Origin of the sequence: Corynebacterium lubricantis DSM 45231 (assembly GCF_000379425.1) — a bacterium.
In the GTDB taxonomy this organism is placed as follows: Bacteria; Actinomycetota; Actinomycetes; order Mycobacteriales; family Mycobacteriaceae; genus Corynebacterium; species Corynebacterium lubricantis.
The window spans coordinates 12697-35282 of record NZ_KB902194.1 but is presented as its reverse complement, the minus strand read 5'-3'; the positions used below and the strand labels follow the sequence as shown (position 1 = coordinate 35282).

The 22586-nt window shown below is 59.9% G+C and carries 23 protein-coding genes; 10 read left to right on the top strand and 13 right to left on the bottom strand.

The window, feature by feature from the left end; all coding sequences use genetic code 11:
* Positions 1 to 131: 131 nt before the first annotated feature.
* Both A37O_RS14900 and A37O_RS16455 read right to left on the bottom strand, forming a co-directional pair.
* A complete protein-coding gene (locus A37O_RS14900; RefSeq protein WP_018296833.1) occupies positions 132 to 1094 on the bottom strand; it encodes a putative DNA binding domain-containing protein in 963 nt (320 codons plus the stop codon).
* Positions 1095 to 1132: 38 nt separating this feature from the next.
* Positions 1133 to 1294 (bottom strand): hypothetical protein, encoded by a 162-nt coding sequence (locus A37O_RS16455; protein WP_018296832.1) that lies wholly within the window; start codon positions 1292 to 1294, stop codon positions 1133 to 1135.
* A 368-nt stretch (positions 1295 to 1662) separates the two neighbouring features.
* On the opposite strand from A37O_RS16455, the gene A37O_RS0107210 reads away from it, so the two are divergent.
* Complete coding sequence (locus tag A37O_RS0107210; RefSeq protein ID WP_018296831.1) at positions 1663 to 2760, top strand: GTP-binding protein; 1098 nt, start codon at positions 1663 to 1665, stop codon at positions 2758 to 2760.
* Here A37O_RS0107210 and A37O_RS0107205 read toward each other — a convergent pair.
* Positions 2757 to 3041 carry a tetratricopeptide repeat protein gene (locus A37O_RS0107205; protein WP_083912616.1) on the bottom strand — a complete coding sequence of 95 codons (285 nt, stop codon included), beginning with the start codon at positions 3039 to 3041 and terminating at the stop codon, positions 2757 to 2759. The two genes, A37O_RS0107210 and A37O_RS0107205, sit on opposite strands and share 4 nt — an antisense overlap.
* Before the next feature lie 75 nt (positions 3042 to 3116).
* A complete protein-coding gene (locus tag A37O_RS0107200) occupies positions 3117 to 3686 on the bottom strand; it encodes a thioredoxin domain-containing protein (protein WP_018296829.1) in 570 nt (189 codons plus the stop codon).
* Positions 3687 to 3770: 84 nt separating this feature from the next.
* Between A37O_RS0107200 and A37O_RS0107195 the strand changes: the two genes are divergently transcribed.
* Together A37O_RS0107195 and A37O_RS0107190 are read left to right on the top strand one after the other, a co-directional pair.
* Complete coding sequence (locus A37O_RS0107195; RefSeq protein WP_026196223.1) at positions 3771 to 3962, top strand: DUF4177 domain-containing protein; 192 nt, start codon at positions 3771 to 3773, stop codon at positions 3960 to 3962.
* A 208-nt stretch (positions 3963 to 4170) separates the two neighbouring features.
* Positions 4171 to 5394 carry a hypothetical protein gene (locus A37O_RS0107190; protein WP_018296827.1) on the top strand — a complete coding sequence of 408 codons (1224 nt, stop codon included), beginning with the start codon at positions 4171 to 4173 and terminating at the stop codon, positions 5392 to 5394.
* Here the strand turns inward: A37O_RS0107190 and A37O_RS0107185 are convergent, their stop codons facing one another.
* Together A37O_RS0107185 and A37O_RS0107180 are read right to left on the bottom strand one after the other, a co-directional pair.
* Positions 5395 to 5841: a cupin domain-containing protein gene (locus A37O_RS0107185; RefSeq protein ID WP_342661950.1), complete on the bottom strand. Its 447-nt coding sequence runs from the start codon at positions 5839 to 5841 to the stop codon at positions 5395 to 5397.
* A gap of 129 nt (positions 5842 to 5970) precedes the next feature.
* Positions 5971 to 6603 (bottom strand): hypothetical protein, encoded by a 633-nt coding sequence (locus A37O_RS0107180; protein ID WP_018296825.1) that lies wholly within the window; start codon positions 6601 to 6603, stop codon positions 5971 to 5973.
* Between the two features lie 381 nt (positions 6604 to 6984).
* On the opposite strand from A37O_RS0107180, the gene A37O_RS0107175 reads away from it, so the two are divergent.
* Positions 6985 to 7647 carry a hypothetical protein gene (locus A37O_RS0107175; protein ID WP_245533809.1) on the top strand — a complete coding sequence of 221 codons (663 nt, stop codon included), beginning with the start codon at positions 6985 to 6987 and terminating at the stop codon, positions 7645 to 7647.
* Between the two features lie 68 nt (positions 7648 to 7715).
* A complete protein-coding gene (gene leuS, locus A37O_RS0107170; RefSeq protein ID WP_018296823.1) occupies positions 7716 to 10544 on the top strand; it encodes a leucine--tRNA ligase in 2829 nt (942 codons plus the stop codon).
* 99 nt (positions 10545 to 10643) lie between these two features.
* On the opposite strand, the gene A37O_RS0107165 is transcribed toward leuS, so the two are convergent.
* Both A37O_RS0107165 and A37O_RS0107160 read right to left on the bottom strand, forming a co-directional pair.
* Complete coding sequence (locus A37O_RS0107165) at positions 10644 to 11543, bottom strand: hypothetical protein (RefSeq protein WP_018296822.1); 900 nt, start codon at positions 11541 to 11543, stop codon at positions 10644 to 10646.
* Positions 11544 to 12494 (bottom strand): acrylyl-CoA reductase family protein, encoded by a 951-nt coding sequence (locus tag A37O_RS0107160; RefSeq protein WP_018296821.1) that lies wholly within the window; start codon positions 12492 to 12494, stop codon positions 11544 to 11546.
* A 71-nt stretch (positions 12495 to 12565) separates the two neighbouring features.
* On the opposite strand from A37O_RS0107160, the gene A37O_RS0107155 reads away from it, so the two are divergent.
* The 3 genes from A37O_RS0107155 to A37O_RS0107145 are packed head-to-tail and all read left to right on the top strand — an operon-like array spanning position 12566 to position 13896.
* Positions 12566 to 13129, top strand: coding sequence for a VanZ family protein (locus tag A37O_RS0107155; protein WP_169332150.1), 564 nt, complete (start codon positions 12566 to 12568; stop codon positions 13127 to 13129).
* Positions 13130 to 13147: 18 nt separating this feature from the next.
* Positions 13148 to 13537: a YidH family protein gene (locus tag A37O_RS0107150; RefSeq protein ID WP_018296819.1), complete on the top strand. Its 390-nt coding sequence runs from the start codon at positions 13148 to 13150 to the stop codon at positions 13535 to 13537.
* On the top strand, positions 13534 to 13896 hold the full coding sequence (locus tag A37O_RS0107145) for a DUF202 domain-containing protein (protein ID WP_018296818.1): 363 nt from the start codon (positions 13534 to 13536) through the stop codon (positions 13894 to 13896). The genes A37O_RS0107150 and A37O_RS0107145 overlap by 4 nt, the downstream gene beginning before the upstream one ends.
* Here the strand turns inward: A37O_RS0107145 and A37O_RS0107140 are convergent.
* On the bottom strand, positions 13870 to 15141 hold the full coding sequence (locus A37O_RS0107140; RefSeq protein WP_018296817.1) for an IS1096 element passenger TnpR family protein: 1272 nt from the start codon (positions 15139 to 15141) through the stop codon (positions 13870 to 13872). The genes A37O_RS0107145 and A37O_RS0107140 overlap by 27 nt on opposite strands.
* 159 nt (positions 15142 to 15300) lie before the next feature.
* On the opposite strand from A37O_RS0107140, the gene A37O_RS0107135 reads away from it, so the two are divergent.
* Positions 15301 to 16800: a gluconokinase gene (locus A37O_RS0107135; protein ID WP_018296816.1), complete on the top strand. Its 1500-nt coding sequence runs from the start codon at positions 15301 to 15303 to the stop codon at positions 16798 to 16800.
* Positions 16801 to 16804: 4 nt separating this feature from the next.
* Here A37O_RS0107135 and A37O_RS0107130 read toward each other — a convergent pair whose 3' ends face one another.
* The 3 genes from A37O_RS0107130 to A37O_RS0107120 form a co-directional block, all read right to left on the bottom strand.
* Positions 16805 to 17863, bottom strand: a complete 1059-nt coding sequence (locus A37O_RS0107130) for an LLM class flavin-dependent oxidoreductase (RefSeq protein WP_018296815.1) — start codon at positions 17861 to 17863, stop codon at positions 16805 to 16807.
* Between the two features lies 1 nt (position 17864).
* On the bottom strand, positions 17865 to 18509 hold the full coding sequence (locus A37O_RS0107125) for an NADPH-dependent F420 reductase (protein WP_018296814.1): 645 nt from the start codon (positions 18507 to 18509) through the stop codon (positions 17865 to 17867).
* A 248-nt stretch (positions 18510 to 18757) separates the two neighbouring features.
* Positions 18758 to 21556, bottom strand: coding sequence for an FAD-binding and (Fe-S)-binding domain-containing protein (locus A37O_RS0107120; RefSeq protein WP_033377883.1), 2799 nt, complete (start codon positions 21554 to 21556; stop codon positions 18758 to 18760).
* Positions 21557 to 21597: 41 nt separating this feature from the next.
* Between A37O_RS0107120 and A37O_RS0107115 the strand changes: the two genes are divergently transcribed.
* Complete coding sequence (locus tag A37O_RS0107115) at positions 21598 to 22293, top strand: GntR family transcriptional regulator (RefSeq protein WP_018296812.1); 696 nt, start codon at positions 21598 to 21600, stop codon at positions 22291 to 22293.
* Here the strand turns inward: A37O_RS0107115 and A37O_RS14895 are convergent.
* A complete protein-coding gene (locus A37O_RS14895; protein WP_018296811.1) occupies positions 22290 to 22586 on the bottom strand; it encodes a hypothetical protein in 297 nt (98 codons plus the stop codon). The two genes, A37O_RS0107115 and A37O_RS14895, sit on opposite strands and share 4 nt — an antisense overlap.

Here is a 22586-nt window from a genome sequence, read left to right as displayed (position 1 = left end):
CGATATGATTGGGCGCGGAGGCCATCGTTGGTGTCCTTTCGAGGATGTGTAGGAGCTGAGTCGAAAGGTACCGCGGTGGTCTCCTTGCTGGTCGGCAGGGGGGGNTCACCAGGCGGTAGCTGTACACCACACTATTGGACGCAACCCCCAGGAATGCCAGTAGCGCTTGCTTCGATTACTCTGTTTCCGTTTTGGGTAGCGATCTTCGAGCACATCCCGTACAGGATGGGGTTTCTTGGCTTTGGGTTGGTCCTGCCGAGTTGTTTAACGCTAAGTCCCCAGAGTCCTCCAGGGTTGGAAACTGTCAGCTTTCCTCCTTCTTTTATTACATTTACGTATTCAATTCTGCCTGCGACCGAAAGATCTCGGTGGACTAGTGCATTCGCGACGATTTCGCGGACTGCAACTCCTGGTAGCTCTGTGACGTTCTTTCCATGGCCGCTTGGATCAAAGGAGACAGCATTAAGTGAAACTTTGGATAGCCATTCCATTGTCGATTCCAAAAGGTCAGGAATCGGTCCTCCTATATCCCGAGGCTCGATGATTCGCACACCCTCCTGGCTGGGAATGGCCGGAATCGCCCGAGCCTTCACTGAAAGTGTGGGGAAAAACTGCTGAGGGTGGATGCCGAATGCATATATTGCGGCCAACGTGGGCTTACCCGTTTCCAGGTCAATTACGCTCGTTCGGACGAGTTGTTCTTGGCGACTGAGCATCTGCAGTCGCGGAGCTTCGGAAATTCTTGCTTGGAGATACTGTTCCAGCAAGTCGTCGGCAAGGTCATTTTCGACTGATGCGTCGAGTACCGGCTCCTGTTCATGAATAGGCTCTGACCGTTGATTGACTAAGAGCTGTTCTTCGCTGTCGTTGAGCTCGTAGTCCCCGTCTCCGGATCGGATATATGCCTTTTTCGTTTTCTTTACGCGGAAGGGTTTCTTGTCTAGTGGCTGAGGAGGAACTACACAATAGACAATTGAATGCCCTTCGATGCTCAGAGACGTAATTGCGCCTAATTGCATTGGTGGTTCGATGGCTTTGCGCGCCCTGGAAGCGAGTACTCTTACGGCATCTGAGGCATCGTAAACTCCAACCACATCGAAACTCCCTTCGCCTTGCTCAAGACCAAAGAGAATTACCCCGCCTTCGGGCTATTTCCGAATGCACTAAGGGTAGTTTCAATTTCGGGGAATCCATTGCGCGCGGCTTTTGCCTCGACAAAGTAGTTGTCGTCACCTGTATCACGAAGTTCTTGGATCAGGATTTCTGCTTGGAGTAGCAATTCCTTGGTGCTCATGGCCAACTTTCATTGTTCGAAACCCACTGCAAGCTAGGTATTTCAAAGCTTGCCTGCTTCGAAAAATTCTGATTCTGAGATTCAGCATATGGCAAAATCTTTCGACATATGGTTTTACATGATGACATATGTCAATTCTGCTAGGACAGAACGGCGTTGACGTGTGAAAATATGAGATTTTTCTGATTTACATGTGGCGAATTTGCTTGGCATATAGCAACGTCATGCGGTGGCCTTGAGGCAAGATGGTAGGAGTGAAAGGAAGCCGCGTCCAAGTACACCGCCCCACCAAATGAAATCTATTCCCAATAAGTCCGCTACACTACCAAGGGTTAGTTGGAAATAGTTTTCAGAAAGGTGGGCCACCCATGGCCTCTCAGACACCCGTGACCGTCCTGTCGGGCTTCCTCGGTTCGGGCAAGACCACGCTGCTCAACCAGGTGCTCGCAAACAGCAACGGCAAGAAAATCGCGGTCATCGTCAACGACTTCTCCGAAGTCAACATCGACGCAGCGCTGATTGCAGCGGAAGGCCAGCTCACGCGTGGCGAGGACCGTTTCGTCGAGCTCTCCAACGGCTGCATCTGCTGCACCCTGCGCGAGGACCTCGTCGATTCCGTCGGTGACCTGGCCAAAGGCGGCCGCTTCGACCACATACTCATCGAATCCACCGGGATCTCCGAGCCGATGCCCGTCGCCGCGACCTTCGAATGGCAATGGGAGGACGGCACCCGGCTCGCGGACGTCGCGCCCATCGACACCATGGTCACGCTCGTCGATGCCGTCCAGTTCATCGACCAGCTCGGCCACCACACCAAGCTCGCCGACGCCGACCGCGCCGCCACTCCCGAGGACGAGCGCACCGTCGCCGATTTGCTCATTGACCAGGTTGAATTCGCCGATCGCATCTACATCACCAAGGCCGACCTCGTTACGCCTGAGCGCGAGGAACGCACCATCGCGCTCGTGCGCGCCATGAACCCGCGCGCCCGCGTCGAGGTCCTCGAGAACGGCACCGTCGAGGGTCGCTCCGTGATCGATCAGATCCTCGGGGCACAGCTTTACGACGAAGCTACCGCCCGCGCCTACGAAGGCTACGCCGAGGAACTCGCCAACCCCCACACCCCAGAGACCGAGGAATACGGCATCAGCTCCGTCGTCTTCCGCTCCGATCGCCCCTTCGATAAGCAGCGTCTGCTCAATGTGCTGCGCAGCTCGCGCGGCCTCGTCCGCTCCAAGGGCTACTGCTGGATCTCCGACCACCTCGACATCGCCCAGGTCTGGCACCAGGCCGGCCCCGATCTCTCTATCCGCCCGGCCATGTACTGGGCAAACTCCGATCTCACCCCAGGCAGCGAGCTCGTCCTTATCGGCATCGATTTCGACGGCCAGCAGCTTCTCCGCGACTTCGAGGCAGCAACACTTAGCGACGACGAGGTGTCCACCCTCCTCGAAGCCAGCGATTAAAGCACCGCGCTAGCGATCCTCTCGCGCGCCATGAGAATCGCCGGGTCGTTCGGGTCGAGCAACCGCATCAGTTCCAGCAAGCGAACCCGCAGCACCTCGCGCTCCTCAGCCAAGGCAGTCGCCATCAGCACCGAGAGCCGGTTCACGGCGCGCGCCGGGAAGTCGAGAAGTACGTCCACATCCGCGGCATCGAGAGCGGCAGATACGTCTGAAGGTGCCACCGCTGCCCTAGCGAGTGGATCCGTTGTGCGATCAATCCGCTCTGCGCGCACTAGCACCATGACTGCGGCGCGGGCCCGCAACAATGTGGGGTCGTTAGGGGTGGCGGCCAGCAGGTCGTCGTAAAGCGAAACTGCCTACTCAAACTCCCCCGCATCGACGGACTCCGCGGCCCGTAGCAACCGCGGATCGTGACCTTGTGTCGCCGAGTCCTGCTCCGGGATCTCCTCCGGGTCGAGGCCGGGCAGCTGCGTGCCGTTGCGATCGACGATCTCCGTGATCCAATCGGCGATGTCGCGGCCGGGCTGGCTGGGCTCGAAAAGGGCGATGCTGGCGCCGTCGGCAACCGCATACACGGCGGGGAGCTGGCGCGGGCGGAAATGTGAGGCGGCCACCGGGTCGAGATCCGGGTTGATCACTGTCAGGATCCACCGCAGCCCGGCGCTCTCCGCGAGGCTGCGCAGCTGTGCAGAAAGCGCGTTCATCCCCTGCTGGACCGGCGAGCCGATCAGCACAAACACGGGCACCTTCGCCGAGCGCTGCACTACCTCTTCGTCAATGTTTTGGGCTGTGACCTGCACGATTGGCTGTGCGCGTGTTGGCGCCGCGAGATCGTGAGCCGCGTGGCTGTGTGGTTCCTTGATGCCGCTGACAATGAGATCCCGCTCGAGATCGGGGGTGCATGAATCGTGAAAGTGCTCGCTCATGCGTCCCAGCCTATCGTTTTAATGGAAATGAATGGCAATAAGCGTCGCCTTACCTGGCCGTGCCACCCGGCGTATCCTCAGGTCATGGAATACAAAGTTGTGGAAATACGCGAAGGCCTTGTCGGCGACAAGCTCAACGCGAAAAAGATTGAAAAGGTGCTCAACGAGCATGCGAAGGACGGCTGGACCTACAAGTCCATGACCACTGCTTCCGTGAAGGGCCGCGTCGGTCCCGGTGGCACAGATGGCCTGCTCATTGTGTTTGAGAAGCCTTAATGTCCGAAATCTGTGGATAACCACATTCCTGGACAGGGTTATCCACAGGCTATTTGGGCAGGTCTCGCGCAAGTTGCGCACGTGATTTAGGTTGGGCGTCAGCATACTTCCGCAAGGGCCTTGGGGGAGGCCCGGTATGCGCACATTGCTTATCGACGAACGCCTGGCCGCCACATTCGGCCGGTGATACCTACAGGGGGAAATCGCCATGTCCGCTCCAACCATTGACCAAGAGATCAGCGCTTTGGCCCAACTTTATGACCTGGCTGAGATGAATGAACAACCCATCGACCTCGGCCTTGTAAATGCTGGGGCTGAAATACCATTGGGCCATTCCACGGTTGCATTGTTGCTGGTAGCGGTCACTATCCGCGACTACGATGTTGATGCAGACGTGGGAGAAGCGTTCCATGAGGGTTTCGGGTTCACCCCGGATCTCATTGATGCTGACGACGCGCTGGAAGATGCGATTTTCACGCTGCAGGACTGCGGGTTTAACACGGATGGCGTTCCGCTCTCCGAAATTGAGCAGGCGTGGGTGCGGGGCCTTCTCTGGAAGTCGCCGGTGATCCAGGAACTCGTTGCGGCCGAAGCCGTTGATCCACCGACGGCAGAGCCGTCCGTTTTAGACCCGGATGAAGTCCGCAGGCTGGCACGGGTTGCCATGCTGAAGTTTGTAATGTCGAAAAGGTCTGGCCAAGAGCATAAACATAATGATGAAGTGCTGGCGCTCCTGCAGGCGTGCAATTTCACCGACGAACATGAGTACATGCATGATGAGGACCATGCTCGCATGGCAGCCCACCTGGCTGGCAGGCTGAGTTCCCTGCTTCGGTTGATTGATCAGAGGCACCCACATGTGGACTTGGAGGGGACCATGGTGCCTGACAAGCATCTTCGTCGCTGGCTCAAGCGCAATACAAAGAAGCTTGAACAATTTGACGAGCAGCTGCAGCAGATTACGCTGACTGCATTCCTGATGGGGACAGAGCTCGTTGACGTGGACATGAGCTGCGGTGGAATCGTACTCACTGAGCTCGGTCGCGATGCTCTAGCGGATCCATCACTGTTTGTGCCTGCAGTAATTCGGGCAACACCTTATGCGATCGGTGACACTGACACTCCCGTCGCGCTTATGGATGCCATGATCGCCTACCTGGGGCCCGCGAAATCCGAACGAGCACTTGGCGTTCCTGCTGCTGAACAGGCCGAAATGATTCACCAGTACTGCCACCAGCCACACACGCATGAAGCCTTGCACTCGTACGCGATGAATTACATTCTGCGCCAGGTTCTGGGCATACAGAAGACAAAGCCGTTCACCATGGAGCACGAACAACTCACTGAGGTAGGCAAGCTCATCGTCGGCTACGGCATTGCCAACTGCCTAGAGCCTGCACTTACCTACCTCGGTGAAGAATTTGTTGCCTAGCTACTCCGTTTCCACGCCAGTGACGGTGGTTAGCACAAATACCGCGTCCTGCAACGCTTCAACGGAGTGACGCTGATGCGTCAAGATCTTGATCTCGCCCGCCTTCACCACTTCCTCATCCAGGCCCGTGACCTTGAGGTATCCGTGAAGGACGAACACGGAGGCAGCTGGTGGTGAGTTGTGCTCTGCCATTACTTCGCCGGCACGCAGTGCAATCACCGTCTGGCGGAGCGGACCGTCCTTGGCCAGGAGCTTCGCTTCCCTACCCTTTTCGGAGTGGAGGGCTTTCTTCAGGAAATCGTCAGTAAGCTGCTGGATGTTCTTCTCTGTGGAGCGTCCATCGTGGTAGTTCTCGGGGCCAAGGGGTCCGCCCTCGGAGACCATCTCGCGCTCGTCGATGTACTTCTCGTCGATGGGACTGACGCCTTCAATTTTCCTGCTATTCATGGTGATCATCCTTCCGTTCGTAGACTTGAAGAGTGCCCCAATGTGCCTGGTGAAGTCCGAAAAATTAGCGCACTCCGTACATTCTTTAGCTTAACGAAAGTGCTTGGTTCCGGGTAGGGGTGAGGAAGATTATGCTCTGGGGTAAAAGCCAGCATCGCGAACCGCAGCTTCGAGTTGATTGAACGTTAACTTCTCGGGGTTGAGGCGTGCCAGGAGTTGAGAAAGAGAAATGGATTTCTGGTGGCCAAACTCGTCGTTAAGCTGCGAGGAGGGAACGGCGTAAAAGTCCCATTGCCGGGTGTCTAAGGGGTCGACGGTGGCAGGATCAACTGCGGTGAGCACGCAAAATACATATACCTGGGCTTTGCGCGACGCGGATTCGGCATAAAGGTTTGTTTCGGCCGTCCAGCCCTTGGTTTCAGCTATCCCGAACTTCAGTTGGCTGGGAGTTTCTTGTGGCCAAGACTGCAGGTAGGCAGAGGATTTCACTTCGACCGTGATTCCGTCAGGGGTCTTGAGATCGTAGGCATCCCATTCGACGCGGTGTTGGCCACGCACTGCATTTAGGGCAAGTCCAACGAGGTACTCAGCAAAGACTCCGCGCTGATTGTTTTCCAGAGTTTGGGAATATGCCCACTGCCAAAAGGAAGTCAGCGTACCCAGAGCGGAACCGTTCGCGTCGAGGATGGGTTCGTGGCCAGTGCGATTAGGCACAGGGAGAGGGCCGTGCGCCCGGAAGTCTGCCGTATCTGGATCCTTCATATTGCCAACGTACTGCGCGGGTCGGACAGTATGGGGGAGTTCCCTTGCAAGGCAATAGCGTCAAGTTTTCGAACCCCCTTCTCGAGAAGTGGAGCTGCTGTCGAGCCGGTCCCTTAGAGTCATAGTTTTCACGGTAAATATATGAATCTATGCACTTGAAAGGCCACTATGCGCCACCGCTTTCTTCCACTCGTCATCGCCACGACCTTGGCGTTGGGTGCTTGTTCCAGCACTGAACCAGAAACTCCAGAAACCACGCCCACGAACTCAGTCGCATCGGAACCAACCACAACCGGTGCATCGCAAGACCTGAAAGATAAGGTGCTCAAAGTTGGGGACAGTTTCGATGTCCCCTGTTCATATGTAGATCCAACAACCTGCATGACGATTGAAATCGCCGACATTGATCCCGACGCAGAGTGCAAAACTTATGACAACAGTGCAGAGGGCCGCTTCATTGCTTTGGAGCTCGAAGCGACGATGCCCGAGAACGCGGACCCTGAATTCACTTCGCCATTTCGCCGAAGTCCGTGGCGAGCTTCGACAACTGAAGGTGAAATCTCGGCGGTAGATCCAGAAGTTGCGTGCGAAGGTGGGGAAACCATCCTCAATCTCCTAGATGAATTCCCCGGTTACTCCGCCACTGGGACAGCATTTATAGCAGTGCAAGACAACGTCGACCTGATCCATTTCGAGGTCAGCGACAAGACGGACGTGAGAATCGAGGTGAAGTCGGAGGGAGAAACATCGCAAAAAGTTGCTCCGAGCAGCGAAATGCCTGCCGAACCTGCTCCAGCACAACCAGCGCCAGCCGAAACAACCGTCGAGGAAGCTCCCGAACCCGCACCTCAACCAGAACCACAACCGCAAGCACCCGAGCCAGTTGTCGGTTTTACAGAAGCGCCTGGTCAAACCGATCCCTACGTGATGGACAAGCAAGTTGCCTCGTGTGGCGATCCGTCCTTGCACCAGACAGGAACAACCTTCTTTACCGACGGTACTTCAGGCTGGACTCAGCAGTGCGCCAACCAGATGGGCTGGTAGCAATTCCAATCCCGCCCAGCGTGCCCTAGCTCCCCACGTGTCTAGTGCGCCTACTACACTGTCTAACCATGACCAATGCGACTGAGGGACCTGCTTTTCGTTATACGGCCAACCTGGCCAACGACATTGAAAAGAAGTGGCAAAAGTACTGGAAGGACAACGGCACGTTCAACGCGCCGAACCCTGTCGGTGACTTAGCCACGGATGAAAAGCTGCCCGAGGACAAGCTCTTCGTCCAGGACATGTTCCCCTACCCATCTGGCTCTGGCCTGCACGTTGGCCACCCGCTGGGCTACATCGCTACGGACGTTTTCGCGCGCTACCACCGCATGCGCGGCAAGAACGTCCTGCACACGCTGGGCTATGACGCGTTCGGCCTGCCCGCAGAGCAGTACGCAATTCAGACGGGCACCCACCCGCGCACGACCACGATGAACAACGTCGAGAACATGCGCAAGCAGCTCGCCTCCCTCGGCCTGGGCCACGATATGCGCCGCTCCGTTGCTACCACGGACCCGGAGTTCTTCAAGTGGACGCAGTGGATCTTCCTGCAGATTTACAATGCATGGTTCGACGAGGAGCAGCAGAAGGCGCGCCCGATTGATCAGCTTATCGACGAATTGAACTCCGGCAAGCGCAAGACCAAGGACGGGCGCGATTACTCCGCCCTTGATGAAGATGCGCAGCGCCAAGCCATCGACGATTACCGTCTGGTTTACCTCTCTGACTCCATGGTGAACTGGTGTCCTGGCCTGGGCACCGTGCTGGCCAACGAGGAGGTCACCGCCGACGGTCGCTCCGAGCGTGGCAACTACCCTGTATTCCGCAAGCGCCTGCGCCAGTGGATGATGCGCATCACCGCATATTCGGATCGCCTGCTCGATGATCTGGAGCTGTTGGATTGGCCAGAGAAGGTCAAGTCCATGCAGCGCAACTGGATCGGTCGCTCTCGTGGCGCCGAGGTCGTCTTCACCTCCAACGGCGAAGAGCTGAAGGTATTCACCACCCGCCCGGATACCCTGTTCGGTGCTTCCTACATGGTCATCGCGCCGGAGCATGAACTCGTCGAAAAGCTCACTGCTGCGTCCTACCCTGACGACGTGGACGAGCGCTGGACCTACGGCAAGTCCACCCCTGCCGAGGCGATTGCTGCGTACAAGAGCGACGTCGCTGCGAAGTCGGACCTGGAGCGTCAGGAAAACAAGGAGAAGACGGGCGCTTTCACCGGTTCGTACGCCGTGAACCCGGTTAACGGCGAGGAGATCCCGGTCTTCATCGCGGACTACGTTCTTATGGGCTACGGCACCGGCGCGATCATGGCTGTGCCAGCGCACGACGAGCGCGACTACGAGTTCGCCACCGCCTTCGGCCTGCCTATCCGCGAGGTTGTCGCAGGCGGCAACATCGCCGAGGAGGCTTACACCGGCGAGGGCGAGCACGTAAACTCCGCCAACGACGAAGGCCTGGACATCAACGGCCTAGGCAAGCAGGAGGCCATCGACGCGGCCAACGAGTGGCTCGTGGCCAACAACAAGGGTGTTGCGCGCATCCAGTACAAGCTGCGCGACTGGCTCTTCGCCCGCCAGCGCTACTGGGGTGAGCCATTCCCCATCGTCTACGACGAGGACGGCCACGCCCATGCGCTGCCAGATTCCATGCTGCCGGTGGAACTGCCAGAGGTCGAGGACTACAACCCCGTCTCCCACGACCCGAACGACGCGGACTCCGAGCCCGCTCCTCCCCTGGCCAAGGCCGAGGACTGGGTCAACGTCACCCTGGATCTGGGCGACGGCGAAAAGAAGTACCGCCGCGACACCAACGTCATGCCACAGTGGGCGGGTTCGTCCTGGTACCAGCTGCGCTACATCGACCCACACAACTCCGAAGAGTTCTGCAACATCGAGAACGAGCGGTACTGGACGGGCCCTCGCTCCGAGAACGACCCAGGCGGCGTAGACCTCTACGTCGGCGGCGTCGAGCACGCCGTGTTGCACCTGCTCTACTCCCGCTTCTGGCACAAGGTGCTCTTCGATTTGGGCTATGTCACCTCCAAGGAGCCATACCGCCGCCTCTACAACCAGGGCTACATCCAGGCGTACGCCTACACGGATTCCCGCGGCGTCTACGTGCCTGCCGCCGAGGTGGAAGAGCGCGACGGAAAGTTCTACTACCAGGGCGAAGAGGTCAACCAGGAGTACGGCAAGATGGGCAAGTCCCTGAAGAACGCCGTGGCTCCTGACGAGATCGGCGAGGAATTCGGCGCCGACACCCTGCGCGTTTACGAAATGTCCATGGGTCCTTTGGACACCTCGCGCCCGTGGGCGACGAAGGACGTCGTCGGATCGCACCGCTTCCTGCAGCGTTTGTGGCGTCTGCTTGTCGACGAAGAAACCGGCGAAGCGCTTCTTTCCGAGGCCGACCTGACCGATGAGGACAACAAGCACCTCCACCGCACCATCGCGGGTGTCGCCGATGACTACGAGAACCTGCGCGACAACACCGTGGTGGCCAAGCTCATCGAGTACGTGAACTACCTGACCAAGACCTACCCGGACCTGGTTCCGCGCGGGGCTGTCGTGCCACTGGTTCAGATGGTCTCCCCGCTGGCACCTCACATCGCTGAGGAGCTGTGGTCGCGCCTGGGTAACACCGAGTCCATCACCTTCGCGCCGTTCCCTGAGTACGACGAGAAGTGGCTAGTCGACGACACCGTGGAAATCCCAGTGCAGATCAACGGCAAGGTCAAGGCTCGCATCCAGGTCCCAGCCGAGGCATCCAAGGACGAGCTCGAAGCCATCGCGCTTGCCGATCCAAAGGTTGTCGAGCTCACCGACGGCAAGAATCTGGTGAAAACCATCGTCGTGCCTGGTCGCATGGTCAACCTGGTGGTGAAGTAGCCCCCACGCGCTGCGGTTGGTCGATACTGGAATCGACCAAGAGCGGTTTTTCAGCCTGTTTTGGGCCGCGAAAGGTCTGTTGGTCGATAACGTTCAGAGCTAAATTTGCGCGAGCAGGTAGCCCATCAGTTTCTTGCCCGCCGCGGTTGGCTGCCGCGTGCCCACCAGCGGGTTGACCTTCTCCAGGTCGAGCAGCGTGCGCAGGTCGCGGTTGAGCGTGGAGGTCGGGGTGACGTGATTGCCGGTGATCTCGTGGATGACCTCGGAGTATGCGTTGTCCACGTCGCGGGAATCCACACCGAGCAAGGATCCGGCCTTGTTCTGGCCGAGGTAGGCGAACAGAGTGCTCACGATGGCCTCGACCTGCTCGTTGGCATTGAACACCCAGGGGAAGGTCTGCTCGAGGGCAATCACGTACTCGACGTCGCGGTCAAGGCAGGCCTCGCCAAGGTTGGTGGGCTTCAAGGAATCCCGGCGGTACTTCACTAGCTCTGCCGAAATGAGCAGCTTGACCAGGGAGGATGCGGCTTGTTCCGCCTCCCCTTTTCCAGTGAAGCCGGCGGCCACAGGCACCGTCTGCAGTGTGGAACCCACCGGTACCTGGGGAAAGTCGATGTCCTGCTCGGAGACTTCCTCGATAATCGGGTCGAGTACCTTACCGATGTGTTCGGAGAGTGAGCGCAGGTCATCGTCGCTAAGCTGCGTGTACTGCGAAAGATCAGCGGCCTCGATCAGCGGGGTGAGGCGCGGGTAGGCCCCCGAAATCATTTCCCACACGCCGAACTCACCGGTGACGGTGATGGCCACCTCCGACTCGCCCGCGGTGTAGGTAATGGACTGACCGGGCGTGGTCAGGGCCTTGACTGGATCGTCGCTAAACGTGCCGTCGGACAGGTCAAAGGCGGAATCTATTTCGGTGGTCAGATCGGCGCTCGTCCAGCCCTCGGGAAGGGAGAGTTCGACTGAGCCGGAGGGGGATTCCAGAATGAGATCGGTCATTTAAGACACTTTAACTACCGTGCGTCCGTGGTGTGTACCCGCCAGCAGTGACTTGCCCACCTCGATGGTGCCGGCGAGGTCGACGGTAGTGGTCATGGACGCCAGGGAATCGAGATCGAGGTGGTTGGCGAGCAGCTGCCAGGCCTCGTCGCGAAGCTCTGGCGTGGCGGTAACAGAGTTGATGCCCTTGAGTGCCACTCCGCGCAAGATGAACGGCAACACGGTGGTGGGTAGGTCGGCACCGGCGGCGTTTCCACAGGCAGTGACCACACCGCCCATCTGTACTTGGGCAAGAACGTTCGCTAACGGGACACCACCCACGGTGTCTACGGCGGCGGCGAAGCGTCCCTTCTGCAGGGGCTTGCCGGGCTCGGAGAGCTCGGCGCGGTCCATGACCTCGGCAGCTCCCAGGGAACGCAGGTAGTCGCCGTGTTCGTCGACGCGACCAGTCACCGCGATGACGTTTTTTCCCAACGAGGAAAGAAGCTGCACGGCAATGGAACCCACTCCGCCGGTGGCACCCGTGACCACGACATCACCGTCGAAGTCGCCGAGGCCCAGCACGCTCAGCGCGGCGGTGTAGCCGGCGGTGCCGATGGCGGCGGCCGAAAAATCGTCGAAACGCGAAGGCACTTTGGTAATCAGCGAGGCGTCGATGCGCATGCGCGGCGTGTACGCGCCGTGGCGGGTCTCGCCGATGCCGCTGCCGTTGACCGTGACCAGCGTTCCGGCTTCGAGCGTAGGCGATTCGACGACGGTGCCCACCGCGTCGATGCCTGGCACCATCGGCCAGATGCGCACGACACCTTTGTTGCCGTTGAGCGCGAGCGCATCCTTGTAGTTCACGGAGGAATAGGTCAGGTCGAGGGTGGTGTCGCCGTCACCGGCGTGCTCGTCTTGCGTATCGACGATCTGCGTGCCGTCGACGGTTACGAGGAGTGTGGAAGTCATGCCCCAAGCGTAGGTGAGTCAGGGAACCTTCTGCAGGGGATCACAGGAAAGGCTCAGCCGAAGTGACTACAGTGAGCCAAGTGAATTCGACGGAGCAAACTGACGCGCAGGCTGACACGCGGGCTGGGCGCAACTTGCGCCCACTGGCGTGGGTTGCCGCCGTGATTACTGTTGCGGCGATCGTCTGCTATACCTTGCTCAAGGGATTTGTCACGCTCCCCTTCTGGAACGCCGAAGTTCACCTCCGCCGCGAGATCCGACCTATCCCGTTTATCGAGTTTGTGGATCCCAATATTTGGTACGGTCCACTTCTTAACGTGGGCGGAAACGTGCTCATGTTCATTCCTGTGGGCTTCCTGCTGGTGCTGATTTTCCAGCCGAAGCGCCCACTGCGCACCGCACTTTTCGTGGGATTGGGCGCCAGCGCGTTCATCGAAATTACCCAATACATTTTCGCATTGGGCTACACAGATATTGACGACCTCATCTTCAACACCCTCGGCGCGGTCCTGGGCGCGCTTCTGGCCAAACACTTGAGCCTGCAGGGAAAGTACACCCTCGTCGGGTTGATTATTGCGGCTGGGTTGATTGCGGTGCTGCCTTTTGCCGTCGTCGCGTATCGGTATTTCACCTAGCGCCCTACACTTGGACGCATGAGTGATAAGAGGCAGCAGGACCCCGTCGATGATCGCACTGCCCTAGCTCGCGCCATTTTCCCAGATGGCGAGGAGCCTGACCCCCGCTTCACCCTAGCCAACGAGCGCACCTTCCTCGCCTGGATGCGCACGGCCCTGGCCTTCCTAGCCGGCGGTATCGCGCTGGAAGCCTTCGAAATCCCCACCCTTGATCCCGAGCTGCGCCGGATCGCCGCAATCCTGATCATCATTATCGGCATGTTTATTGCGCTCGGTGCCGCGGTGCGCTGGGTGCGCGTCGAGAGGGCGATGCGCCACAGCCGCCCGTTGCCGGTTCCAGCCATCGTTCCCGTTCTAGGCCTTGCGGTGGTGGTAGGTTCCCTGATCGTTCTCACGAGCCTGCTATGAGTCCCCGCAACGGAAACCGGCGCAACGGAAACCAGCGCACTATCCCCGTCACCGACGCCGGACTCCAGCCGGAGCGCACCAGCCTGGCGTGGGCGCGCACCTCACTGGCCATGCTCGTGTGTTCCGCTACCCTGCTGCGTTGGGCGTGGCACTACCCGGCCGTCGTGTTTGTTGCCGTGGCAATCCTAGCGGTCCTCGCGGCCTTTATCGTGTTTACTCAGCGTGCGCGCTACTCCCGCGAGGCCCATGGGATCGCGCGGGAGCGGGTCGAGCCGAACATCGAGTCCGTCCTGGCGATGACGCTGGGCTTGGCGGTGCTCGGCGGAATTGGCTTATACCTCGTTAGCGTGGCGTTCTAGCAGCTGCGCCAAGAAGCGCTGACCAGGTGCCGTCAATGAATGTCCCGGCTCAGGGGACAGAACTCCCAGGCCAACGAACAGATCCAGGGTGCGATCCGGGTCGGAGAGTTCGGGCGCCGGAGCCGGTTGAGCCCCAGAGAAAGCAGTCAGCCACATGAGCACACTCGGCCACTCGGTGGACGAGAACGCCTGAGGTAGTTCATCGGCGAGGTGGGAAATCAGGGCGGGGGTGTCGTCGATAAGCGAATGCCCGAGCACGGATAGGGTGAGCTCGCCGTGCTGCGCTACAAGGATGCCGGTGGCGGTGAGTGTCTGGCGCAGCGCCTCGATGGGGCCGGGGCCGGCTGTGGGTGATAGGCCGATCTCGTCGGCGATGACGTGCGCGTCGTCGTCGCGAAGCTCGCCTAGTTCGGTGAGCTGCAGGCCCTCGGCGGCGTAGTCGAGCAGCACGGCCAGGTTGTGCTCCATGGAGTCGAAGCTGTCCTCGTAACCGTCGCGCTCGGCAAGATTGTCGGAGAAGAACTCGGCGATGGCCGCAACGAGCGTGGGGTTGTGCTCGGGGCGCGGATCCAACGACATGATTTGCTGCAGGTCAGGGCGCTGAGCGAGGAAATTCTCAAACTCGGCGGAGAGCTCGGGGGCGCGCGGATCCTCTGAGGCGCGGGACGCCGCGTCGAGTTGCATCTCCTCGGCAACATACGAGATGCGCTCGGAAACTGAGACGTGATCGGCAAACGAGAGGCGCTGCAGGATCCGCTCGGGGCTCATCACGGGAAGGAAGCTCAGCAGCAGCGGCGCGATCTCCATGTCGGGCACGAGCCCCGCGGACAGCCGGCGCGCCTCGTGGTGGAAACGCGTCATCATCGAAGGCCCGCCGCTGGCTTCGACCACGTCAGGGCCTAGTGCGTCCACCAATAATGGGGTGGGCCCATCTATATCGGACTGGCCGAGCGGCACGATGGCCAAGTTCCAATTCGCTCCGGAGTCGTAGACGTAGGTGGTGGGCCCGATCTCGGCGAGGGTCACGGAAGTCTCCGCGATCTCTCCCTCGATGGGGTGCGGTGCATACACGTGGCGCGTGGGGCCAGTGGAGTCCATGTACATGTGTGTGGCCATCCCCGAGAATCCGAAAGCGGCCTCGATGATATTGGCTAATTCCCCCAGATTCGTCGAGTCTTCCACATTGAGCAACCGGGACACTTCGGGCTTAGAGCCCTCCACGGTGATGAGGAGCGAAACGATCATGTTCAATACCCTACGAGAGATTGCCCCCGCCCGCGCGTCGAGATTATCGGGGCATTTGTACCCCCCTTAACCTGTGAATGAATAAGGTGGGAAGTAACGATTCATCGTCCATAAGCTTGTCCCATAGCTTGTCCCATAGCTTGCCGAAGGAGCCTATCGATGTCGGCCACAGCGAAAAAGAAAATCCCCACCATGTCGATTCACCTCGAGGAATCCGCAGGTCCCTACGTGCTGGCCATGGATGTCGGATCCACGGCTTCCCGCGGCGGGCTCTACGAAGTCTCCGGGCGCCCGGTCAAGGGCTCGAAGCAGCGCATCGCGCACGAGTTCAGCACGGCCAAGGACGGCACCAGCCAGATGGACCCCGACCAGGTCGTCGCCGAATGCCGCGAGGTCGCCGACGGCATCGTCGATTTCGCCGCCAAGAATAACCTGCAGATCAAAGGCGTGTGCTTCGACTCCTTCGCCTCCTCGTTCATGCTGGTCTCCGAGTCCGGCGATGCCCTGACGCCGTGCGCCACCTACGCCGACTCGCGGTGCGCACCGTTCGTCGCAGAAGTGCGTTCGCTTATCGACGAATCCCAGTACCACCAACGCAACGGCGTCCGTTTGCACACTTCCTATCATCCCGCGCGGTTCCTGTGGGCTCAATCCGAGTTCGCCGATGAGTGGAACCAGGCGAAATGGGTCATGACCATCGGCGAATACGTCTACCTAAAGCTCGCCGACGTGGTGGGCCTCGCCGTCTCCACCGGTGCGTGGTCGGGCATTGTCAACGCACACACCGGAGAGCTAGACACCGAGCTGCTCGAGGCCTGCAACGTGCCCACCGACATGATCGCTCCCCTGCACTACCCCGACGAGCCCGCCTACCCCACCGGCACCGGCTGGGAGGCCCTCGACGGGGTGCCATGGTTCCACGGCATCCCCGATGGCTGGCCATCCAACGTGGGCCCCGGCGCCACCGACCCCTCCACCATCGCCGTCGCCGCCGCTACCTCCGGCGCGATGCGCGTGCTGCTCCCCCAGGTTCCCGAGGTACTGCCCGAGGGCCTATGGTGCTACCGCGTCTCCCGTGACCAGGCAATTATCGGCGGTGCGCTCAACGATGTGGGCCGCGCCGTGGCCTGGCTGGAGCGCGTCGTCGCGGAAGTCGACGAGGATGAGCTCGCCGAAGCTCTCTCCGGCGACCCGTCGAGCCATGCCCCCGAGGTGCTGCCCTTCTTCTCCGGTGAGCGCGCCACCGGCTGGGCTTCAAACGCCAAGGCCTCCTTCGTCGGCATTAGCGACGACACCACGCCCCTGGATTTGTGGCGCGGCCTCTTCGAAGGCATCGCCGTCTCCTACGAGCGCGTCTACGAGCAGCTGGATACCGCTGGTGCCCAGCCCGAGCGCATTGTTGCCTCGGGGCGCGTGTCCACGGATCACCCCGAGTGGCTGCAGATTCTCGCCGACGCCCTCGACTGCGAGGTCATCCCGCTGGCGATGAAGCGCGCGACCCTGCGCGGCACCGCGATCATCGCACTGGACATAATCGCGCCGGGCATCGAGCGCGCCATCCCGCCGTTTAGCGAGCCCGTCTCCCCTGTTGCCTCCCGCGCCGAGTACTTCGACACCTGGCGCTCCCGCTTCGACGAGCTCTACGGAAAGCTGGTGTAAGCAGCTACTTCTTGGCCATCAGGTGATCCACGCGCGGTTTCACCTCGGTGGCCAACAGTCGGATGGCCTCCAGGATGTATTCGTGCGGAGTGGATCCGATGTCCATCTGCAGGAAGTGGCGCATATGTCCCATGTGGTCGTAAAGATCCACGATGCGCTTGGCCACCACATCCGGGTTGCCCAGGAAGTACGCGCCACCCATCGCGGCCTGCGCGTAATAAGAGCGAGTATCGGGCTCGGCCCAGCCGCGGCGTTCTTGCATTTCGTAGTTCATGTTGATCCACCCAGGAAGCATGCGCTCGAGTGCTTCCTCGTTGGTGGGCGCGACGAGGCCAAGTGTGGCCACGGAAACCTTGAGCTGGTCCTCGCTGAAACCCGCCTGCTTGCCGGCTTGGCGATACAGCTGCGTCAGCGGTGCAAAGCGCGCGGGTTGGCCACCAATAATGCCATAAGAAACCGGCATGCCCAGCTGCCCCGCACGCATCGACGAGCCGGGATTGCCGCCCGTGCCGAGCCAAATCGGCAGCTTGCCAGAGACGGGCTTCGGCACAACCGGCAGGTCGTTAATCGTTGGCCGGGTGGTGCCCTCCCAGCTGAAGTTCACATCCGGGTTTTCGTTCAGCTTAAGCAGTAGATCCAGCTTGTCGGCGTAGAGCTGGTCGTAATCGTTCAGGCTGTAGCCGAACAGTGGGAACGTTTCGGTCGAGGAACCTCGGCCAGCAATAATCTCAATGCGGTTCCCGCCGCCCGCGATCGCATCTGCGATGGAAAACTGCTGGTAGATACGCACCGGGTCGTCGGTACTAATCACCGAAACACCCGAGCTGAGCTTAATCTGCTTCGTCGCGGCCGCGGCCGCCGCAATGATCGTCCCAGGCGACGACATCGGCATGGTTTCCGTGTGGTGCTCACCGATGGCGAAATAATCCAACCCCAGCTCGTCGGCAAGCGTAATTGCCTCGAACAAGTTCTGAATTGCCTCGCCCGTCGACCGCAAACTGCCGTCCTCGTTGCGCTGCGTGTCGCCGAACGAGTACACGCCAATTTCCATTTTCGGTGCCATCTTATGCCTCTACTTTCGCGCTGAGCAGCGCTTTCATCTGGTCTTTATTGTGCGAGCCCGTAAAGATTTCGGTGCCGTTATTGAACAGCGCCGCGTCGTGCAGGGTTCCGGCATCAACGGGGTCGAAGCCCAGGGCATCAATGAACTTTGCGACGAGCGCCTTCGCCTCATCGTCGTCCGCCGCCACAGCGAGCGCGCGTCGATCCGAAGCACCCGGGGTGCGTGAGTCCTCGTCCATGTCGTGGTAGCCGATGTGGTTCAGGCTGCGCACCACCGTGGATTTATGCAGGTGGTTGGCCACGACCTGGGAACTTGTCAGATCCGGATCATCGAATTCGGCCAGTTCCCCGTCGGTGGGCTCCCAGTAATTCATCACGTCCACGACCACCTTGCCCGCGAGCAGGTCGGTGTCGAGTTCCTTGTACTTGCGCAGCGGGATGGCCACGATGATGAGATCGGCCTGGGCCACTTCCTCGGCGTCCACGGCCTGCGCGCCGGGCACCATGATCTCGGTGAGGAGTTTGATTTCTTCGGCGGGCCGGGCCGTGGCGATTTTTACGGTATAACCTGCGTTAACAGCTAAGCGACCGATGGCGGTTCCCACTTTTCCCGCACCCAGGATTCCGATGGAGCGTGGTTCACTCATTGCTTACCTCAAGCTCGAAGTTGTAATTGCTTTAAGGTTACAGTTTTATTTATGACGTGTCAACAACCTGTGGTGGGTGGGGAGCTTGCTCGGTGGGGTGTAGTTTATGTCTAATGTACTGGTTCTAAGGCAGGGTTCTAGGCGGAGTTACCGATTTCAACTTAGGGAGTTATCGACCGATCGCGGGTCTGAGCCCCGGTTTGGCCCGAAAACTCACGATCCGTCGATAGTAAAAGTGCTGGGCAGGCCTACTTTTGCAGCGCATCCCGCAAAATCTCGGCAATATGCACGGCTTGCTTGCCCGTGCCCTGCTCGACCTGGGTGCGGCACGAGAACCCATCGGCGGCGATGATCCCATCGTGCTCGCGGGCGCGGGGAAACAGCTCGCGCTCCCCAAGCTCGCGGGAGATTTCCCCGTGTCCCGCCTCGTAGCCCCAATTGCCCGCCAGGCCACAGCAGCCGGTCTGAATTTGCTCCTCCGACATTCCTAGCAGGGACAATAGCTCGGAAGAATCCTCTGGTGTACCCAATGATTGTTCATGGCAATGAACCTGGGTAAGCACGGAACCGGAAACAGGAGCCAACTCGCCGGCCTCGACGAGCGCAGCAAACCGAGGCGTAACCACGTGGGCAAAGCTCTTCGTCAGCTCGGCAAGCCGCCGGAGATCAGGGTTATCGGAAAGCTCGACCACCTCGGATTGCAGCATCACTGTGCAGGAAGGCTCGATGCCCACCACGGTCAGGCCACGATCAAGGTACGGCTTCATTACCTTGGCCGTGTGCTCCAGCACCTGCTTCGTCATGCCGAGCTGGCCGGTGGAATGCCAGGTCAGACCACAACAGACGAAGCCATTGGGGATCAGCACCTCAAATCCCAAAGCTTCCAAGGCCTCTACGGCGGCCTGCGCCGGACCCGTGGCCAGCTTGGAGTTAAACGAGTCGGGCCAGAGCACAACAGTCTCACGCGCATTCGCAGCAGAAGGGCGCGAGCGCGCCCATTTCTGTAGCGACTGTGGAGCGAAGTTGATCAGTGGGCGAGAAGTGTCCAGACCACCTGCCCACGCGATCACCTTGGACAGTCCCGGGGTGTGCATGGCTAGGTCCACGAGACGGGGGACCAGCGGGAACTTGTGTGCAACGTGAGATAGCAAAGGCAGCCAACCCATGAGGTAGTGGGCACGCGGGCGGAGCTTGCCCTTGTAGTGGTCGTTGAGAAACTCCGACTTGTAGGTGGCCATATCCACGTTGACCGGACATTCCGAGGCACACGCCTTACACGAAAGGCACAGGTCAAGGGCATCGACAACATCGTCACCTGTGACGGTTTCGCCGCGGAAGAGGTCGGAGAGTACGCGTGCGCGCCCGCGAGTGGAGTGCACCTCGTCCTTAGTCACCTGGAAAGAGGGGCACATCGAATCATCCATCGAGCGGCAGGCCGAGACACCCACGCACCGGTTTACCGCGTTGGTAAAACTGCCCTTGTCGTGGGAAAACGCGTGCACGGGTGTGATCTCAAATTGGCGCTGCGCCGGATCCATCCGCAGCCCGTCGGTCACAGCATCAGCCCACACCAGGACACCTGGGTTGAAGATACGATCCGGGTCAAAAGTCAGCTTGAACTGCTCAAAGAGGTCGCGCATGGCAGGGGAGTACATCTCACGAAGCAGGGAACTACGTGCGCGACCGTCGCCGTGCTCGCCGGAAAGCGAGCCACCATACGACGACACCAACCGCGCAGCCTCTTCCATGAACGCCTTAAACGACGCGATGCCGTCGGTGGTGGAGAAATCGAAGCTGATGCGCACGTGCACACAGCCCTCACCGAAGTGACCGAAGGGGATACCGCGGTAGTCGTACTTGTCCATCAAAGCGTAGAGATCCCGCAGGTAGTCGGCCAGATTCTCCGGCGGGACTGCCGAATCCTCCCAGTTTGGCCAGGCCTCGCCGCCATCGGGAAGGCGGGTCACGGTGCCGGCCGAGGCCTCGCGAATCTTCCACAGCTCCCGCATTTCGGCAGGGTCATGGACGACGACGGAACCGGTGTTGGACACCGTCGTCGTTAAGCTTTGTGCTCGTGCGATGGCCTCCTCGAGCGTCGCGCCCTCGGTCTCGCAGTAGAGCCAGCCGCCCGCATCCGGCTGACCAGGCAAGTTGGACCCCGCCCGGGCCTGGCCCTGCTTGGAGCGCAGCGCGTCGAGCAGGTCGCCGCCCATCCCCTCGATGGTGGTCACGCCGTCGACTCGCAGCAGGGGAGCCGCGGCGGCCGCGGCGAAGACATCCTCGAAGGAGAGCACGGCGAGTGCCGTGTGAGCTGGCTTTTCGACGAGGCGCACCGTCAACTCTGTGATAATGCCGATCGTGCCCTCACTGCCGGCGATGGCCTTGGCCATGTCGAAGGCGAGGTAGTGCAGCCCATAGCCGGAGACCTGGCGGGGGAAGCGACCGAGTTCTTCTTGGATCAGCGCAGTGTTGTCTGCGTATAGCTTGTGCAGGGCCGCGTCGATCTCGGGATCGTCGGCGCCATCTTCCGTGATGCGGACCTCGCGGCCGTCGGCGAGCATGAGCGTGACCGAAATCAGGTTTTCGGCGGCAGTACCGTAGGCCACCGAGTGGGAGCCGCAGGCGTTGTTGGCTACCATGCCGCCGATGGTGCAGCGCGAATGAGTGGACGGGTCGGGGCCGTAGGTAAGGCCGAACTTAGAGGCGGCTTCGCGCAGATCGTCGCAGATCACGCCCGGTTCGACGGTGGCGGTGCGGGCCTCGGGGTCAATTGCGAGGATGGAGTTGAAATGCCGTGTGGTGTCGATGATCAGTCCGTCGCCGATAGCGTTGCCCGCTACCGAGGATCCGCCACCGCGACCCACGATGGACCAGCCGTTTTCGCGGGCGAGGTGAATGCCGGCGCGGATATCCTCGGTGGTGGTGGGCTCGAGAACAGCGGTGGGAATGCGACGGAAGATGGAAGCGTCGGAACTATAGGCCGTACGCGTGGTCATGTCGCGGCGGAGTTTCGTCAGGATGGACGTGGACTGGGCATCAGTGATCATGATGCGCTTCACCTCTTAGAGCGTTGTGGTTTTATAAGAATATGGAAACTTTGGCCGATACCGTCGTGGATCACGTTCGTAAGGCAATTCTGTCAGGAACGATGCGTCCAAATGAGTGGTATAGCGTGACGCAATTGGCTGGCGAACTTGGAGTTTCGAGGTCCCCAGCACGCGAGGGCCTATTGCGTTTGGAAGAAGCCGGGTTGATTCGCTTTTCGAAGAATCGTGGATTCCAAGTGATTGAGAGCGATCCTTCCGATGTGGCGCAAATCTTTGCCGCGCGTTTAGGAATTGAGCCTCCGGCGGCGTACCGCGCCGCGAAATACCGCACCGAGGAGCAGCTCGCTGAGTCGGACAAGTTGGTTGCCGCGATGGGGGAGGAAGTGGAGGTTGGCAATACGGAAGAGTTCTTTGCCAAGGATCGCTCCTTACATTCATTGATCATGGAAATGGGGCACGCTTATCGAGGGCGTGAGTTGGTGAACCGGTTACGAGTGCAGACTCGGATGTTGGGTCACTCGACGGCAGGGGCTACCCGTTCGTTGCAGGACATTTTGGACGAACACCGCCCGATCCTCGAGGCCATTCGAAACCAAGATCCGCAGCGTGCGCGCGACGAAATGCATAAGCACGTGACAATCACAGGCCGCCTACTTCTTAAGCAGGCGGTGATCAAAGGCGGCGGGGATGACGGTGAGGCCGAAGTTCTGTGGGAGCGCTACGCATCAGGTAGCTAGTCTTCGCCCCAGGCTTCCTTGCCTTTTTCAATCGTGCGTTCCTCTGCCTCCGCAGCTTTCCGACGCATTTCGCGCGCTTCGGGTCGGTACCCTAGCAGGTAAGCGCACAACGCGCAGAATGTTGCGGAGGAGAAGACCCAGGGCGCTAGTGTGTCGTAAGTACCATCAATCATGGTGCCACTCAGAGCGAAGAGTCCAATGAGCTGGCCGAACACGATGAGCAAGCCGCCGATGAGGAAGAAAGCAAGGAAGAAGAAGAATAGTGCCTTGAGCAATTTAAATACGTTGTTCAT

Bases quoted from the DNA above. Each gene is read 5' to 3' on its own strand.
- leuS (WP_018296823.1), top strand. From the start codon at position 7,716: ATGACCAATGCGACTGAGGGACCTGCTTTTCGTTATACGGCCAACCTG.
- A37O_RS0107140 (WP_018296817.1), bottom strand. From the start codon at position 15,141: ATGATCGTTTCGCTCCTCATCACCGTGGAGGGCTCTAAGCCCGAAGTG.
- A37O_RS0107180 (WP_018296825.1), bottom strand. From the start codon at position 6,603: ATGAAGGATCCAGATACGGCAGACTTCCGGGCGCACGGCCCTCTCCCT.
- A37O_RS0107135 (WP_018296816.1), top strand. From the start codon at position 15,301: ATGTCGGCCACAGCGAAAAAGAAAATCCCCACCATGTCGATTCACCTC.
- A37O_RS0107190 (WP_018296827.1), top strand. From the start codon at position 4,171: ATGTCCGCTCCAACCATTGACCAAGAGATCAGCGCTTTGGCCCAACTT.
- A37O_RS0107200 (WP_018296829.1), bottom strand. From the start codon at position 3,686: ATGAGCGAGCACTTTCACGATTCATGCACCCCCGATCTCGAGCGGGAT.
- A37O_RS0107115 (WP_018296812.1), top strand. From the start codon at position 21,598: ATGGAAACTTTGGCCGATACCGTCGTGGATCACGTTCGTAAGGCAATT.
- A37O_RS0107175 (WP_245533809.1), top strand. From the start codon at position 6,985: ATGACGATTGAAATCGCCGACATTGATCCCGACGCAGAGTGCAAAACT.
- A37O_RS0107165 (WP_018296822.1), bottom strand. From the start codon at position 11,543: ATGACCGATCTCATTCTGGAATCCCCCTCCGGCTCAGTCGAACTCTCC.
- A37O_RS16455 (WP_018296832.1), bottom strand. From the start codon at position 1,294: ATGAGCACCAAGGAATTGCTACTCCAAGCAGAAATCCTGATCCAAGAA.
- A37O_RS0107205 (WP_083912616.1), bottom strand. From the start codon at position 3,041: ATGGTGCTAGTGCGCGCAGAGCGGATTGATCGCACAACGGATCCACTC.
- A37O_RS0107145 (WP_018296818.1), top strand. From the start codon at position 13,534: ATGAGTCCCCGCAACGGAAACCGGCGCAACGGAAACCAGCGCACTATC.
- A37O_RS0107130 (WP_018296815.1), bottom strand. From the start codon at position 17,863: ATGGCACCGAAAATGGAAATTGGCGTGTACTCGTTCGGCGACACGCAG.
- A37O_RS0107195 (WP_026196223.1), top strand. From the start codon at position 3,771: ATGGAATACAAAGTTGTGGAAATACGCGAAGGCCTTGTCGGCGACAAG.
- A37O_RS0107125 (WP_018296814.1), bottom strand. From the start codon at position 18,509: ATGAGTGAACCACGCTCCATCGGAATCCTGGGTGCGGGAAAAGTGGGA.
- A37O_RS14895 (WP_018296811.1), bottom strand. From the start codon at position 22,586: ATGAACAACGTATTTAAATTGCTCAAGGCACTATTCTTCTTCTTCCTT.
- A37O_RS0107185 (WP_342661950.1), bottom strand. From the start codon at position 5,841: ATGAATAGCAGGAAAATTGAAGGCGTCAGTCCCATCGACGAGAAGTAC.
- A37O_RS0107150 (WP_018296819.1), top strand. From the start codon at position 13,148: ATGAGTGATAAGAGGCAGCAGGACCCCGTCGATGATCGCACTGCCCTA.
- A37O_RS0107210 (WP_018296831.1), top strand. From the start codon at position 1,663: ATGGCCTCTCAGACACCCGTGACCGTCCTGTCGGGCTTCCTCGGTTCG.
- A37O_RS0107120 (WP_033377883.1), bottom strand. From the start codon at position 21,556: ATGATCACTGATGCCCAGTCCACGTCCATCCTGACGAAACTCCGCCGC.
- A37O_RS0107160 (WP_018296821.1), bottom strand. From the start codon at position 12,494: ATGACTTCCACACTCCTCGTAACCGTCGACGGCACGCAGATCGTCGAT.